The 16,480-nt window shown below is 39.7% G+C and carries 11 protein-coding genes and 1 tRNA gene; 3 read left to right on the top strand and 9 right to left on the bottom strand.

Translation table 11 applies throughout. From position 1 onward, the window contains the following. Nucleotides 1-129 precede the first annotated feature (129 nt). A tRNA-Phe gene (locus POV27_RS03070) sits at nucleotides 130-202 on the top strand. A 369-nt stretch (nucleotides 203-571) separates the two neighbouring features. Here the strand turns inward: POV27_RS03070 and POV27_RS03065 are convergent. The 5 genes from POV27_RS03065 to POV27_RS03045 form a co-directional block, all read right to left on the bottom strand. Next, nucleotides 572-2,122, bottom strand: a complete 1,551-nt coding sequence (locus POV27_RS03065) for a LytR/AlgR family response regulator transcription factor (RefSeq protein WP_272861257.1) — start codon at nucleotides 2,120-2,122, stop codon at nucleotides 572-574. Nucleotides 2,123-2,127: 5 nt separating this feature from the next. Then, on the bottom strand, nucleotides 2,128-2,598 hold the full coding sequence (locus tag POV27_RS03060) for a hypothetical protein (protein ID WP_272861256.1): 471 nt from the start codon (nucleotides 2,596-2,598) through the stop codon (nucleotides 2,128-2,130). Nucleotides 2,599-2,615: 17 nt separating this feature from the next. Next, nucleotides 2,616-3,869: a S8 family peptidase gene (locus tag POV27_RS03055; RefSeq protein ID WP_272861255.1), complete on the bottom strand. Its 1,254-nt coding sequence runs from the start codon at nucleotides 3,867-3,869 to the stop codon at nucleotides 2,616-2,618. Nucleotides 3,870-3,934: 65 nt separating this feature from the next. Continuing rightward, nucleotides 3,935-4,915 (bottom strand): hypothetical protein, encoded by a 981-nt coding sequence (locus POV27_RS03050; RefSeq protein ID WP_272861254.1) that lies wholly within the window; start codon nucleotides 4,913-4,915, stop codon nucleotides 3,935-3,937. Beyond that, nucleotides 4,912-5,301: a hypothetical protein gene (locus POV27_RS03045; protein ID WP_272861253.1), complete on the bottom strand. Its 390-nt coding sequence runs from the start codon at nucleotides 5,299-5,301 to the stop codon at nucleotides 4,912-4,914. Before POV27_RS03045 ends, POV27_RS03050 begins: the two co-directional genes overlap by 4 nt. A 356-nt stretch (nucleotides 5,302-5,657) precedes the next feature. Here POV27_RS03045 and POV27_RS03040 point away from each other — a divergent pair, with 356 nt between their 5' ends. Continuing rightward, nucleotides 5,658-7,676 (top strand): six-hairpin glycosidase-like protein, encoded by a 2,019-nt coding sequence (locus POV27_RS03040; RefSeq protein WP_272861252.1) that lies wholly within the window; start codon nucleotides 5,658-5,660, stop codon nucleotides 7,674-7,676. Here POV27_RS03040 and POV27_RS03035 read toward each other — a convergent pair. The 4 genes from POV27_RS03035 to POV27_RS03020 all read right to left on the bottom strand — a co-directional run bounded on the left by POV27_RS03035 (nucleotide 7,665) and on the right by POV27_RS03020 (nucleotide 12,557). Continuing rightward, nucleotides 7,665-8,555 (bottom strand): carbohydrate kinase family protein, encoded by an 891-nt coding sequence (locus POV27_RS03035; RefSeq protein WP_272861251.1) that lies wholly within the window; start codon nucleotides 8,553-8,555, stop codon nucleotides 7,665-7,667. The two genes, POV27_RS03040 and POV27_RS03035, sit on opposite strands and share 12 nt — an antisense overlap. After that, the gene (locus POV27_RS03030) at nucleotides 8,548-9,897 is read right to left on the bottom strand and encodes a sugar porter family MFS transporter (protein WP_272861250.1); all 1,350 of its coding nucleotides are present in this window, start codon (nucleotides 9,895-9,897) and stop codon (nucleotides 8,548-8,550) included. Before POV27_RS03030 ends, POV27_RS03035 begins: the two co-directional genes overlap by 8 nt. 1 nt (nucleotide 9,898) lies before the next feature. Beyond that, a complete protein-coding gene (locus tag POV27_RS03025; RefSeq protein WP_272861249.1) occupies nucleotides 9,899-11,449 on the bottom strand; it encodes a glycoside hydrolase family 32 protein in 1,551 nt (516 codons plus the stop codon). An 88-nt stretch (nucleotides 11,450-11,537) separates the two neighbouring features. After that, entirely contained in the window at nucleotides 11,538-12,557 is a 1,020-nt protein-coding gene (locus POV27_RS03020) for a LacI family DNA-binding transcriptional regulator (RefSeq protein ID WP_272861248.1), read from the bottom strand. 759 nt (nucleotides 12,558-13,316) lie between these two features. On the opposite strand from POV27_RS03020, the gene POV27_RS03015 reads away from it, so the two are divergent. Beyond that, nucleotides 13,317-16,475 (top strand): SusC/RagA family TonB-linked outer membrane protein, encoded by a 3,159-nt coding sequence (locus tag POV27_RS03015; RefSeq protein ID WP_272861247.1) that lies wholly within the window; start codon nucleotides 13,317-13,319, stop codon nucleotides 16,473-16,475. The last annotated feature ends 5 nt before the right edge of the window (nucleotides 16,476-16,480 follow it).

The following is a 16,480-nucleotide window of genomic DNA, read 5'->3' as shown; positions in this document are numbered from 1 at the left end:
AAAATACAATATCGATAGGATTGTGTTTGTTAAGACACTATTAAAGTAGGGTAAAAAAGGAATGTATTTTTTTGTGATTAATGTTTTGCAAAAGCCAAAATAGGATTATATTTGCACCCGCATTACCGAGGTGCCTTAGCTCAGTTGGTAGAGCAACGGACTGAAAATCCGTGTGTCCCTGGTTCGATTCCTGGAGGCACCACATCAAGCGCAAAACCCGAAACTTTCGTTTCGGGTTTTTTTATTCAAGGTATGGAGAGAAAGTATGCTTTCGCGAAGTGCCGAAGGATAAAAAGATTAAACTGCTATGCAGTTTGGGTTTTGCATTTGCAACTTTGGGTTCAAAGGAACAACACTGAGTGTTGAATCCTGGAGACACCACATGATGTTGAAACCCTAAGCGAAAGCTTGGGGTTTTCTTTTTTGGTGATTGTCGAATCGGAAGATTCGCAAAAGAAGCAAAAAGGCAAAACCAACTGCCGGAGGCAGTTAGGGTTTCAATTTACCGAAGCGGTACTAAAGGAACATTGCGGAGTAATGAATCTTGGAGGCACCGCATGATGTTAAAACCCTAACGGTCTTCAGATTTAAAACTATCCTTATAAGTTCTAGATATTGGAATGTGCTGCCCTGTTTTTAATATTACTTTATCAGCCAATTCGTGACGAACAAATTTCTTGTTGACAATATAACTGTTATGGCTGCGTCTAAAATAGGAAGGCAAGAGCGGTTCCAATTTGCCAATTTGAAATCTAATAATCTCTTCTTTGATGCCGTCTTTGTCTTCCATGTAAAGAGTCAAATGGTGCTTAATTGATTCTACATATATTAACTCGGCAAATATTATTTTGACCTTTTTGATAGTCATTCCAGTTTCAGTAAGCTCCTTTTTTAAAGTTTTATACTTTCGATCTTCATCCCACCATCGATATGCCGAATAGCTCGCAATTAGAAAGACACCAAATATTATTAAACCATATATAAGTTTATGTCTTTTAAAGGACTCTACTATTCTCCTGAGTCCTGTTATCGTTTTTTCCTTTCCCTCAAGTTCTAATAGAATTTCTTGCTGCCTAATTCTAAAGGCGTTCTCTTGTAGTTTTAATTCGTTTTCTACTTTACGAAAAAGTTTTAGGTAGTGTCTAGAGCTATCCCAGACTTTGTTCGACGAGTGAATTAACTCTAAGTTACGATAGATCGACTTCCTAAGCCCTAAGTCATTAGAAGCGAATTCGCTTCTAAGAGCACTATGTAAAATGTCAATGGCTTCATCAACCTTCCCATTCTTAAACTTTAAGTTCGCTAGAAGCGTGAGAGACTTTGTTCTTCTTAACCACTCATAATAACTGCTACCAGGATACATTTTAATAGCCTCGTCAACACTTGAAATCGCATCTTCAATCTTAAAGACATTTTCTCCTAAAAAAAGACCCTTCATATGAAGAGTTAAACCTGACAATAAAGGTTTACCATCTGACAATTCGATAAGTAATTCAAAACTATTTTCAATCCGAGAAAAATCATCTGGGTGAAATCTCATCTTTGGCGATTCCAATTCATCTCCATCAATTGCAGAAACCGTCATGTCATAAATGACTAAATAATATTTAGCCCAAAATTTATCCGCCGAAGATTCAGTGTAATTTTGAATCTCTTGGACATATTTTTTGTATAGATCAACGTCACTAGGATTCTGAACAAAGTACCAATTGATCCTTCTCAAGGTTTCACTCACCCAAAAAGAGTCATTATTTTCTTCCGACAACCTCAGACTTTTTAAGTAGCAAGAAAAAGCAATAGAGTCATCCCGAAACGTTCTTCTTAAAAGGTGATCACCTTTGAGGTTATAAAAGATCACACTATCCAAGTAACTGTATTTACGAAATGACTCTAAATTTTTTAACCTATCTTCTGACATCTCCCCATTGACGAAATAGTCATAATCGAATTGAATATATCTCAATATTTCATCATCATCATCTTCTAGATTAATTAATTGATAGGCACTTTCCAAATTGAACTCTTTAAAATGCTCAAAGATTACTTGGTAATATTGATCATCTTGAGCCCAAATTAAATGGTTTGATATTAAACATAATATACCTACCAAGAATTTCTCCATAAGCATTATTTGAAATAAGTTGCCATATTTTTGCATGGGTTCCCAAAACGATTTCCTCCGATCACTCCTTCCTCTCGAACATGATAATCTAATATATCTCCCATTCTTATTAAAAACTCTTCCTCCAATTCATATGTAAAGTCTATCCCAGTGCTCTTTGACCCCAAGGGCTTAATATTCACAAAAACATCTACATTCACACCATCCCTTGAAGTACGGGATATCTTGGCATCACTAACACAATAATAGGGTGCCCCATCTGGCACATTACTGTTAACAATTTTAAATTCGATTTTTTGTAATTTAAAATCATTATTGGGTCGTCTTCCAGTAATCTTACCAAAAAGCTGGAAACTCTGACACCCATTAACATCATTGTGCAATAGTTGAAAATTATCTCCATCTCCTAAGTTTAAGGTTGTAAAAATTTTTGAGCGAACATCGCTCACTGTTTCAGGTACAAAATTCTCATTCATAATTAATACATTTAAAGTTATAAATAATTATTTTCTAAGTAGTTAATAGCTCCTGAAATATTCAATCGGATTACTCTAGCCTTGCCATCCGGCCATTGCATATCAATTTTGGTCCCAGATTCGATTAGAATCTCTCTAATTTGCTCTAAGTCAAGGTCCGATTTCATTTTTTTTAGCATAGCAATTGTAGCACTCACAAATGGAGCTGACATCGAAGTGCCACTTTTTTGTATCAGTCTTGTCTCTTTGGGAGTGAGACTCCAGATGTCTTTACCTGGTGCCCAGAAATCAACTTTACTCCCCCAATTGGAAAAATCAGCTTTACCAGATTCATAATTAGTTGCTCCTACCGTAATAATCTCACTAATGTTTTGTGGATAATAATCGTCTACATTAGAACCAAGGTTCATGGCAGAAAAAACAGGGATACAGTTCTTTTTTTTCAAAAAATTTAATGTCTTATCCATCAACAATTTAAGATTGTCATTGATTGAGTTTTCAGGGAAAGTCCAACTACAATTAATTACAGATGCTCCATGGAGGACAGCCAACACCATTGCTAAGCAAGCATCTGAAAAATAGGTTTTTCTGCTAGGAAGAATCTTAATCGTAAGAACCTTCGCCATGGGAAAAACGCCTAATGTCTCATTCACTTTTAAAGAACCTGAGATTAGTCCTGTAATGTGGGTTCCATGGCCGCGATGAATTCCCGAACTCCAGTCATCAAAAACGTTCAAGATATCTCCTTCGTTTCCTCGACTGAGGTTAAATCCATACCCCGTTTGAGCCTCGTTCATCCATAGACTATTCTTAATATTGTTATTATAATAGTCCACTCCACTATCAACAACTGCGACTATTGTAGGCGAACCATTATTTAATTCTTCTTTTCCCAGTAATTCAGCATCAAAACCTATTAGCTCCATAACTCTATTAATGTCATGTCTTGCATAATTTTCCGGGGATGCAGAGTATCCTCCTAAGTGGGTAGTTTCGAACTGTATTTCAACATCCTTGTGAATAGTCTTTATACTGTCGATATTATAAAATGACTCAATCAATTCGTTGATATTGTTGACATCGTCAACTTCAACAATGTCATAGGATTCGTTAATAGCCTGCAATATGCCGTAATCCAACGACGGATTTGATTGGAATAAAAGATCAATCATTTTATTCTCTATAGGTGGCTTGAAGGACAAATTGAACTGACCCTGGAAGTTTTCCAAAAGTTCTTTTATATCCGAATCGGATTCAATTATTAGACGCATATTTGATAAGGTTTTATTATAACTTGAGTAGAATTGATCAATTCTACTCAAGTTAGTTTTAACAATTAGTTGATTCTAAGCGAAAGGTGAAGTGCATAGTAGGACTGTTTTGCAAAGCCAACACTTGGGTTTTCTCCGTTGACATAAACTAACCCAATCGATGGAGCAAAGGTTGGGAGTTTTGCAAATTTTGTTATGAACTCAATTTTACCAGTAAAGAAAGAGAAGCTGGAATCACTAAACCCGGTGGTATTCCAAAGGTTATATCGATATTGCCAATCCATGCTAAAAGAAAGTAATTCGAAAAATTCAAGATTTGCTTTAAATTGAGAAAAAGTTCTAAGAAGGTTGCCATCGAACTTTGAGTTTTCACCATTAAAGCGATAGTCGTATTCAAATCCAACATTCATCGAATAATTGAAAAATCCACCGAACAAAGGTATTTCACTATAGGGAAGCCCTGGAGAAGGATCATAAAAAGAATACTTGCTGAAATAATGATATAGAAGAGGGGTTAGAACTGCATTTATTTGGACGGCATCGAAATTATTCTCATAATCCTTTCTAAAGGAACCGGATAAAGATAACTCCGGTTTAAACCTGAATTCAAGATCATTTTTAGAGTTGTACAAAAAATTGTCGGTATACATTATACCGGTCTTCATATTATCTTGTTCTTTATCTATTAGATTGTTTCTATCATATTGGAAATATGATGAAAATGCCTGAGTTCTAGCTTCATCACTATTTTCAACATTTACAGCATAAATAGCAGAGGCATTTATACTATATGAAGACTCTCCATCTTTTGGATTATTGAAAGCAAAAATTGCACCTTCGTTTGCTTGTTTGGACTGGCTGTTTGCTAGATAGTCTTCGGCTGATTTTCTGAGAAAGAAATTTTGAAGATATATAGTATCACGTGCTTTACTCATCGGGCTTGAGGCAGTGTCTTTTATGCTAACCCTGTGAGTATCTGTGTCAATTTCTTGAGAAAAAGTATTACTAAAAGTAACAACGAAAATAATAAGGACGAAATTTCTCATGACAGCTTTGATTTTATAAGTTCAACGCAATCACCAACCGTCTTGCATTTTCTGCACTCAGGGCCAGTTACTATTTTAGAACCTCCCAATTTTCGTACGAATTTGGTAAACGGCACCCGCATGTGTTCTTTGCCTTTTATTGACATTCTAAGTTCATTTTTCAGCCGAGTTTCTGTAGTTATTAGGTGCAAAGGATAATCCCGGATATAGGCAAAAAAATTGGCAACCTCGTAAAACACTAAATCGTTAGCATCATATATTACGGTTCTTTCAATATAACTAAGTAATTGACCTACTTCGTTACGAGCTACAGTCACATCCGACTCATTAAATTCTCTTAATTTTATCATTAGAGAATAGAATTGTTTCAGTTCATTTTTATTCATGATTTTATTTTTTGATTCGCTTCAAAACTACCTAACAACCAACCCCTTAACCAAATAAATGAAACGAATAACAGATAAATCGAAACAAATGACAATTCAAAAATTATTACGACTATTTCCATTCTCAAATCGCAAGAGATAAATTGATTTTTCTTAAGTGAATTGGAACTGGGATTTATAACTTTGAGTTATTAACGAGAGTGAAGTTTGGGACAATTAATGTCCATTATTTCAAAAATTTGCAGATAAAAGGATTCTTAAAGGAATGTTTCAGTTTTTACTCCTTGTTTATGTTGTATAGAATAAACACATTCTTAATTATTACCTATCTTTAATCCCCTCCATAACAACCACCTATGAAACACCTTGTTTTCCCGCTCCTGCTTTCTATTTCCTTAACATGCATCGCACAAGAAAAAGACTACTGGGAAATCAATGCTGATCAAAGTATTTCGTGGAATCTTTTGGAAGAAGATCGCCTACCACATGAGGAAAACATTGAAATGTCGGGAAAGAAGGTGTCCGCTATCATTTACTACTCCATCAACGAAGACAAAGAGGTTTCCATTAAAAGGGACGTGATCTTTCCACAGCTACGTACCTACAACAAATTCTGGGAACCCGATTGGAAAAAGTACCGAGCCTATTTTAGAAGAACCCTCTCCGACGATCATACGCCGAGCATTAACCTAGACAACAAAACCCTTACCCCTACCAAAGTAGACTCCATTTCCATTCAAGGGCATCTTCGGTTTTACCACACCCCCATGGAAGGACTTCAAATTACCAGAACGCTATACCCTTCTATGGAAGACCGGTTTTTAGTGGAAGAATGGACCCTTACCAACACTTCTAATGCTTCCTTGACCCTAGAAATTTCTAACGTCGCCTCTTCCCAAAAAGAAAAAGGCTATAAGGGACGTTATACAGTGGAAGTACTTAGCACTGCCGAAAAATCTGTTACGCTAACACCCAAACAATCCTATACCTTTCCCGTATACTACGGCGCCACCTTAAATGAAGAATCCAAAGAAGCCTTCGATTACAAAAAGGCAAAAACCGAACGTCAAGATTTCTTGAATAAAATGGCCGATCGCCTAGTGCTAAGGACTCCCGATCCGGTGATCAATCAGTTGTTTTATTTTTCGAAAATCCGAGCCTCCGAAAGCATCTTCGAATCCTCTAAAATGGGACTGGTGCATTCTCCAGGCGGTGGAAATTACTATCTCGGTATTTGGGCCAACGATCAAGTGGAATACAGTGGCCCTTTCTTTCCTTACCTAGGGTATAAAAACGGCACCGAAGCTGCCTACAATACCTACAAATGGTTTCTAAAAAACATTCCGGAAGGTGACACCCATATTCCCTATGCTTTTGAAGTGGACGGCAACTTCCCCATGACCCATTTGGATCGCGGAGACGCGGCAATGATCGCCTATGGAACTTCCCATTATGCATTGGCAGCCGGAAATACAGAAACCGCAAAGGAGCTATGGCCTTTAATTGAATGGAGCTTGGAATATTGTCACAACCATAGAAATAAGGATGGTGCCGTCATTTCGGAAAGTGATGAAATGGAAGGCCGCATAGAAACGGGAACAGCCAACCTATCGACCTCATCCCTCTATTACGGCGGACTTAAATATAGCATTCAGCTAGCCGAAAGTCTGGGAATGAACGACAAAGCCAGAGCCTACAAGAAAAGGATGAAGGAAATGAAATCGGTAATCAACACCTATTTTGCTTCCAATATAGAGGGTGTTGATACCTATAAATATTTCGAGGAAAATAAACACCTCCGTCATTGGATATGCCTTCCCTTATGCATGGACATTACCGAAAGAAAAGAGGGAACACTCGATGCGCTATTCGATAAGCTCTGGACCGAAAACGGGATTTTAGTAGAACTACGTCCCAAGGAAAAAGACGAAGTACAGATGTTTTGGGATCGTGCCACGCTTTATGCCTTGCGAGGGGCTTTCAAAGTAGGGGCCACCGACCGTGGTTTTCAGAAATTGAAGGATTATTCGAAAAAGCGACTTTTGGGAGATCATGTTCCCTATGTAATCGAAGCCTATCCCGAAAATAATATGAAGCATCTTTCGGCCGAAAGTGCGCTCTATTGCAGAATATTCACAGAAGGGATGCTGGGCATGGAACCTGTAGACTTCAGCAAATTAAAACTGAAACCTTCGTTGCCTGCGCATTGGGATTATCTGGACTTAAAGGACATTCAATTGTTTGGAAAGAATACCGACATTTCTATTCAACGAAAGCAAGACAAACTGGAATTGGAAGTCGTATGCAATGGCAAAAGCGTTTACAACGGAACGCTAAAAAACAACGAAGCCGTTCTTGTCGATCTAGGAAGCTAACAGATCCAGAACTTCCTCTTCAGTCACTATACAATTCGCTCCGCTTTTGGAAGCCACCAAAGCTCCTACAGCACAAGCGGAAGCCAGAGCAGTATCAGGATCGCTTTTCTTCAATAACATTTCATGGATGAGTGTGGCCAAAAAACTGTCGCCAGCCCCTACGGTATCTACCACCTCAACACGAAACCCCGGATGACGATATAGTTTTCCCTTATGAAGCAGGGTCGCTCCTTCTGCTCCTTGTGTTACACAAAGCGTTGCTGTATCGCTAACTTCGCTTAACCATTTCAATTGCTCCAACAATTCTTTTTCTTCGCATCCCAACGCTACGCACACTTCCAAAAGTTCTTCATCATTCAATTTCACTACATCCGATAGCTGCATCAATTCATACACCATGGAAATATTGTAGTGCGGTGCCCGTAGGTTCACATCGAATATCTTGGTATCGGCTTTGGGCAATAGTGCCTTCATGGTATTTCTATTGAATGCATTTCGAAGAGCCAAACTTCCAAAAACAAAATAGGGGGCTTGGGAAACGGCTTCTATGATCTGAGGAGCCGGCGGAATGGCATCCCAGGCTACCGGATCGTTTATGATATAACTGGCACTTCCGCTATCATCCAAAGTAACCAACACCTTACCTGTGCCCAGTTCATTATGGGAAGCGATATAATCGGAAATCACTCCGTGTTCTTGAACATACTGTGCAGCGATATTCCCCGGTTCATCATCTCCCACGCAACTGGCTATGGCACTATTGACTCCAAAAGAAGCCAACCTAAGGGCCACATTCAGCGGAGCTCCACCTATAACACTGCGATCTGGAAATACATCCCAAAGAATTTCGCCAAAACAAATGACATCGGGTTTAATCATCCTCTCCGGTTAATTGTTTTTCCAATTCTTCCAAGGAAACACCTTTGGTTTCAGGCATTTTAAACAAGGCCCATAGCAGCTGCAACACCATCATGCCGGCAAAGAAGTAGTAAATATACCATACGGTGTCTACCAACAAACCTTCCTGATCATCCAAGAAGATTGGGGTTACCAAAGTAATAATAGCTGCAAACACCCAGTGGGTACTGGTTCCCCAGCTTTGTCCAAAAGAACGCACCCGGTTCGGGAAAATTTCGGAAATAAACACCCAAATCACGGCTCCTTGTCCAATAGCATGCGAAGCTACGAAGGCACAAATAAAAATCAATTTATATACTGGCTCCAGATTAAATTGGAATGCAACACCTACCATAAGCAAACTGGCAATGTATCCAATGGAACCGATAATGATGAGTTGTCGACGGCCAAAACGATCTATAAGGCGCATTCCCACCAAGGTAAATATGAGGTTCACCACGCCAATGGCAATTGCGTTTAACAAGGATTCCCCTCCTCCTAATCCAGCCTGTTCTAAAATCCTAGGAGCGTAATACAAGACAAAGTTGATTCCAGACAATTGGTTGAAAAAAGCAATTAAAAACCCTAACCAGAGTACTCTGTTATATTTTTTCTGAAATAGATTTTCGCTGCTTTTGGGCAAATCCAAATCGAGTTTTATTTCAGAAAGTTTCTGTTTTGCCACATCGATACTGGAATAGATAACCTCTAAAATAGAAAGTGCCTTTTCTTCATCATTACGTCGTAGCAACAACCATCTTGGGCTGTTGGGCACTCGCAATACCATGAGCGTATACGCCAAAGCAGGAATGGCTTCCACTCCTAACATCCATCGCCAATCATTCTCACCACCCACTCCTTTAAGTAACCAGTTAGAAATAAAGGCGATCATGATTCCGAACACCAAACAAAACTGATATAGGGCCACCAATCGACCGCGCTTTTCGGAAGAAGTAATTTCCGATATATATATAGGTGCAGCTACCGATGAAGCTCCTACCCCCACTCCTCCAATAAATCGGAAGGCCGAAAAGGTATAAGGATCTTGTGCGAGAGCACTTCCTATGGCAGAAATAAAAAACAGTATTCCAATCCAGAACAAGGTTTTCTTCCGACCCCATATTTTGGTAGGGAACCCACCAATGAGCGATCCCAATACCGTCCCCCACAGGGCCATGCTCATAATAAAGGTACCGTGCATGGCAGGAGACAAATTCCATAGTTTTTGAATGGGTTGATCGGCTCCACTAATTACAATGGTATCGAAACCAAAAAGAAATCCCGCCAACGCAACGGTGACGGACCAAGTAAACATTTTGTTCATATCAATTCCAGATTGAAGTTATTTTATGATAGGTAAATTGGCGTACCACGCCACCGGCATCTCCTGCCTTAATTTCAAACGTTGTGTACTCCTCTTTCGGAAATAGCTGATTGGTGAAAATATAGGATCCTTCTTCAATGAATATTTCCAATGAAGAAGCATCCATAATCAATCGTATATCCACTTCCCGATCTTCCAGAGTAAACGGTTGCTCTTGCACACGTTGACCAAAGCTTTCTTCAAAATCCACGATACCCGATTGGGTTCTATCCAATAGAAGTTTGTGTTCTTCGGGATTGATGGTAAAAGACACTTTTTCCCCTGAAGCATTCGAGTAACTTACTTCTAATGGTTCATTGAGATTCGCAGTAAACGAAATATCTGTGTTGTTGAAAGTGTCCGCCTCCAAAGTGTAGGTTTCATTCAAAACGATTGAATCCATTTGCTTTTGCATTTTCTGAAGGGAAGAGAATTGCTCCAGCGGAAGACTTTGCAAGTTGTACTCCCCTCCTTTTTTGTGCAAAGAAATATTCCTAGGCAGGGTCATGGAACTTCGCCACACCTCGGTAGGGGTGTTACGGGCATAATTCCAATTGCTCATCCAGCCAATAAAAATCCGTTCTCCGTTGGGTGTATTATTATAGGTAACCCCAGCATAATTGTCCATACCATAGTCAATCCATTTGGCGTCTTCTTGATCGGTAGTAAATGAAGTCCCATCAAACTCGCCCACAAAATACTGTGTACCGGAACCTCCGTTTGGAGCTCCGGGATTCATGCTTACCAATAGTACCCATTTCTCCTCTTCGTTTCCAGTTACGGGCAATTTAAAAAGATCTGGGCATTCCCAAACACCTCCATGGGCACCCTTGTCCTTGCCAAATTCACTTGTAAGTTCCCATTCTTTCAAATTGTCCGACTCATAAAACTTAACATGGTCTCCTGCCACCAATGCCATAATCCAATTTTGAGAAGGTTCGTGCCAAAACACCTTGGGATCCCGAAAGTCTTTAATACCATCATTTCCTATAACTGGATTGCCTTCGTATTTCGTCCAGGAATCACCATTGTCCAAACTATAGGCGATGCCTTGTGTTTGAAAATCGTTTCTTCCCGCTTTCTCCCCTTCCATTAAATGATAGGTATATATAGCTACCAGAGGCACTTTGCCTTCTTCACCAAATCCAGAGGTGTTGTTCCGGTCTACTACTGCACTTCCAGAAAAAATGAGACCCAACTCATCGGGATACAGGGCAATGGGTTTGTTTTCCCATCGAATCATATCCTTACTCACGGCATGGCCCCAATGCATAGGACCCCAAACGATATCATCGGGATAATATTGATAAAACAAATGATACACCCCTTCATGAAATACCAATCCATTGGGATCGTTCATCCACTTTTCTGGAGGCGAAAAATGGAATTGGGGACGGAATTTCTCCGTATAGGCTATACTGGCTGTCTCTTGTTCTGTGGTATTCGATGTGTTTTCTTTCTCCTTACAGGAAAAAAGAAGTGCTAGGGCAATAAGGCATCCATATTTAAACATCACCTTAAGATTTTGAGAAGGCTAAATATAGAAAGAAAAAAAATGAGTCCTGTTACCTTAATAATAGTTATAAAAGTGAGCAGTAATCCTATTTTGTAGAATTCCGCTTAATAACGTAGGTATCCAAGGTTTTAATTTTGGGTGGAAGTGGGGTCCCTTCCTTTTTAGCCTTCATCTCCTTATATAATTGCTTGAAGGTTCTCTTACCCATTTCATAGCCGGGTTGATCTATAGTACTTAATGAAGGCGTAATGGCTTGGGAAACAAACCAATTACTGAAGCCCATGATCGATATATCATCAGGAACCTTCACCCCGCGTTCATTGAAGACCGCAATGGCACCTACGGCCACTAGATCGGTAATGGTAAATATCCCGTCCACATCGTCGTGATCTTTCAATAACTTTTCGGCAGCTTCCCTTCCTTCTTCATAATTTACATTTTCACATATATATACTAAGGAAGGATCATAGGTGAGTCCGTGATCCTCCAATGCCTTTTTATATCCTAAGAACCGATCGATGGAATTCTGTGGTAACAGGGCTCCCCTAAAATGGGCAATTCGCTTGCACCCACTATCGATTAGGTGTTTGGTAGCATCATAAGCCGCCTTTCGGTCATCGATCACTATCTTGGAACAGGGAATGAGTTTCGAAATTTTGTCGAACATGACCAAGGGAATATCTAGGCTTTGCACTTCTTGAAGATGGGAAATATCTACCGTGGTACTGGCCAAAGAGATCATAATCCCATCTACCCGCTTACTTATAAGAAGGTCTATCTGCTTCTTCTCCAGTTTATAGGATTCGTTGGACTGAAGGATAATGACCAAATACCCTTTCTTTTCGGCTTGTTCTATAATACCATTAATAACACTGGAAAAGAAGTGGTGCACCACTTCGGGGATGATCAACCCAACCGTCTTCGATTGTTTGGTTCTGAGGTTCACCGCGAACACATTTGGCTTGTATTGCAGTTTCTTTGCTTCCTCTTTTACCAACGCTTTTGTCTTCTTACTAACATCGGGGTAGTTCTTCAAGGCTTTTGAAACCGTTGTAATAGAAATACCTAGGTTTTCTGCAATCTGTTTCAAAGTAACTTGTTTCATAGGAAGAGTTCTTAACGGTACCGAAATACGATATTAAGCAAAAATTTAAGAATCTTAAAAAAATAGGGCAATTTTCGAAAACGAAAATCGAAAACGTTTTCGGTTAAGAAAATCGTGTTTTTGGATAGGTTTTTTTATAAAATTAAAAAAATTAATTGAAATTAGTACCTAACAACTTTTGTTACAACAATAGCAAAATTAGTTTCATAATTAATTAAGTGTTTGATATTCTAATAGTTACCAACCTTGAAAATTAACTATTTGGTTCTTATTGGATCGTTGCGAAATGAAACGCTTTTGGAGATCACCTATTCAAAAGTTAACATTTTATTTACGCAAATTAGATCCATTTTACAGTACACAACGAAATTTTCGGAGTGGATTGGAGGTATTGGAATAAAAGTAAATCAATCCCCTAGAGTGATATTAAGTGCCATACGAAAAGGAATTACATTGGGCATCCTGAACAGTTCGGTAAAGGGTCAAGGAATTAGCCATAATGGAATGGGGATTGATTTTCTTAACTCATCGCATCAAAATTTGAAGTTTAGCTTACTATATATAAGAAAATAGCCCGTGGTACATGCCTTAGGGCTAAACACTTATATGGATAAAATATCGTATATTCCCATTTAATAGGTAGACCTATTAGGGTATTAGAACAAAGAAATAAAAGACCAAGAATCGACATACAAAAACCGAATTATTAACTACAAACAATTAGCAATTATTGAAAATTAACTTTAAACCGAAAACTATATGAAAAACAAATTACTAACTAAACTTTTGGTGCTCCCCATTCTCCTATTAATGGGTAGTTCGGCTTACGCACAGCTTACCGTAAGTGGAACGGTTTCCGACTCGTCGGGACCTGTCCCTGGGGTAAACATTATCGTAAAAGGAACTTCCAACGGAGCACAGTCAGACTTTGATGGTAATTACGTAATTAGTGATGTAGCCAACGATGCCGTTCTGGTATTCAGTTACCTAGGGTATACAACACAAGAAGTTAGCGTAGCCGGTCAAAGCACGATAAATGTAACCCTTCAGGAAGATATTGAGTCTTTAAGTGAAGTGGTAGTAATCGGTTACGGTACTACTACAGTTAAGGATGCTACAGGTGCGGTAAGTGCCGTGACGTCCGAGGACTTTAACCAAGGGGTTATTTCATCTCCAGAACAATTAATCCAGGGTAAAACCGCAGGGGTTCAGATTACTGAAACTTCGGGTGAGCCTGGTGCTGGAATCGACTTCCGAATTCGTGGAACTAACTCCATTCGTTCTAACAACAACCCGCTATTCGTTATCGATGGTGTTCCATTAGGTGGCGGTGGTGCTCCTGCTCCAGGAGATTTAGCTTTCGGTGCTGGAGCGCAGCGTAACCCACTTAGCTTCTTGAACCCTAACGATATTGAAAGCATAAGTATTCTTAAGGATGCTTCTGCAACCGCTATCTACGGTTCTCGTGGTGCAAATGGGGTTGTAATCGTTAAGACAAAAAGCGGTAGAGGAAACTCTCGTGGTGTTTGGGAAGTAAGTACTTCTGTAAGTGCTTCTACTCCTGCAAACGAGTATGACCTATTGGGAAGAAGAGATTACCTTCAGGCCTTGGCCGATTTCGGTAATGACCCAGCTGCATTGAACTTTAGAAACGACAGTGACTTCCAAGATTTCTATACACGTTCTCCCGCATCTACGCGTAACAACGTGAGTTATTCAAAAAGTTACGCTACAGGTAATGTACGTGCCTCTTTTGGATACGGAAAGCAATTTGGTGTTGTTAAAAATACGGACCAAGAGCGTATTGTAGGTCGTCTAAATGCAGAGCAACGACTCCTAAGCGATAAGTTAACACTGTCCTTACAAGGGACTGTTTCCCGAGTAAATGACCAAAATGCCCCTATTAGTGGTGGCGCTGGTTCTACAGGGGATTTCATTGGGGCTTCTATTACGGCTAACCCTACGTGGCCTATTAGTGAAAATTTTGACCCAGGAAGTAACCTATTAAACCCAGTAAATTTATTGGCAAACTACTCGAGTCTTTCGCACACGAACAGATACTTAGTGAACCTTTCTGCGGCTTACGATATCATTCCAGAATTGACAGCCAAAGTAACGGGAGGTTATGACTACAGTGATGCAGAAACAACTTCTTTGTTTTCTCCAGAAGTAGCCGGTCTTAACCAGGTTTCTGGAAGAGGTCGTGGTTCTTACAACACCTTAGAAAATGAGAACACTCTTTTTGAAGGTACTTTAAACTATAAAAATACTTTCGGAAACGTAGAGGTAGACCTTTTAGGAGGTTACTCATATCAGAAATTCGATCGTAGAGGTTTCAATGCTGGAGCTTCCGGTATGGCCATGAACCGATCTTTGGATGAGTTGGCCGATAATATTAGAGACACCTACGACCGTGTAGATGGGCTTGTTAGCGGTGACTACCAACAATTTGCTTACGATGTAAACAGAGCTTATATTACTCGTTTAATCCCAGAAGCAGAGTTTGGTGAGCAAACTGTTGTGGAAGACCTAACGGGAATTTTCAATAGAACTATAGACTCTTACTTCGCAGATCAGTTCGACAACTTCGACGAACTACAATCATTCTTCGTAAGAGCTAACTTCAATATCTCGGACAAGTACTTACTAACAGGTACCTTTAGAGCGGACGGTTCATCAACGTTCGGGGGTGACAATCAGTATGGTTACTTCCCTTCTGGTGCTTTCGCTTGGAAACTATCTGAAGAAGACTTCGTAGGAGATAACGTATCTACCTTAAAGCTTCGTGTTGGTGCCGGTATCGTGGGTAACCAAGAAGGATTGGGATATGCCAACTTCTTATTAAGAACCCGTTTTGGTGGTATCGGATTTAATGGTGATGGTACTGTTACCGATCCGGGTACCGTATTCGTAGGTAACGATAACCCAGAATTAAAGTGGGAGGAAACATTGGACTTGAACTTCGGTGTTGACTTCGGATTCAACGACGATCGTTTCAGCGGATCTCTTAACGTATATCGTAAAGAGACTTCCGACCTTCTTTTGAGAAGAACCCTAGCGGCTCCTCAAACTTCTGGTATTCCTACTATCTTCTCTAACTTGAGTGATGGTACGGTAATTAACCAAGGTATTGAATTGGCCTTAGACTATGATATCATAGACAACGAGGACTTCAGTTTCAGTGCTTCTTTCAATGTTGCGTACAACCAGAACGAAGTAGAGGACACCAATCAAGTAATCGATGCAGGTCCAATTAACGGTAACGGTCTAACCGGTGCCTTTGCTCAAAGACTACAGGCAGGAGAGCCATTGTTCTCTTTCTATGTAGCTGAGTTTACTGGATTTGACGATGCTGGATTCCCAACGTACCGTGACGTAAACGGAGACGGTGTTGGAGATCCTGATAGTGACAAAACCTTTATCGGAAAAGACGCCGTGCCAGATGTAACTGGAGGTTTATCACTTAACTTACGATACAAGAACTTTGACTTTTCTACCTTCTTAAACGGTCAGTTTGGATTCCACGTGTACAATGCAACCGATAACGCCTTCTTTACTGCGGGTGGTATCACCATTGGTAAGAACGTAACTCAAGCGGCCATCTCTAGTGGAGAAGATGGAGCAGCTACTACAGCGGTATCTTCCCGTTTCGTAGAAGCTGGAGACTTTGTTCGACTACAAAATGCTACGTTGGGATATAACTTCCCATTGAAAGACGAAAATAGCTTCTTCGATTCATTGAGATTATCCGTCACAGGACAGAATCTTTTCTTAATAACAGATTATAGCGGACTTGATCCTGAAGTATCATCTAGTACTGGAACGATCAATGCTTCTGCAATTCCTACTGCAGGAATTGATTACGCATCGTACCCAAGACCAAGAACTATTACTGTAGGATTAAACGCTAAATTTTAAAAAAA

This window comes from Aureisphaera galaxeae, from assembly GCF_028561275.1.
GTDB lineage: Bacteria > Bacteroidota > Bacteroidia > Flavobacteriales > Flavobacteriaceae > Aureisphaera > Aureisphaera galaxeae.
Note: the sequence above shows the minus strand (reverse complement) of the source record. Positions and strands in the feature narration are given on the sequence as shown.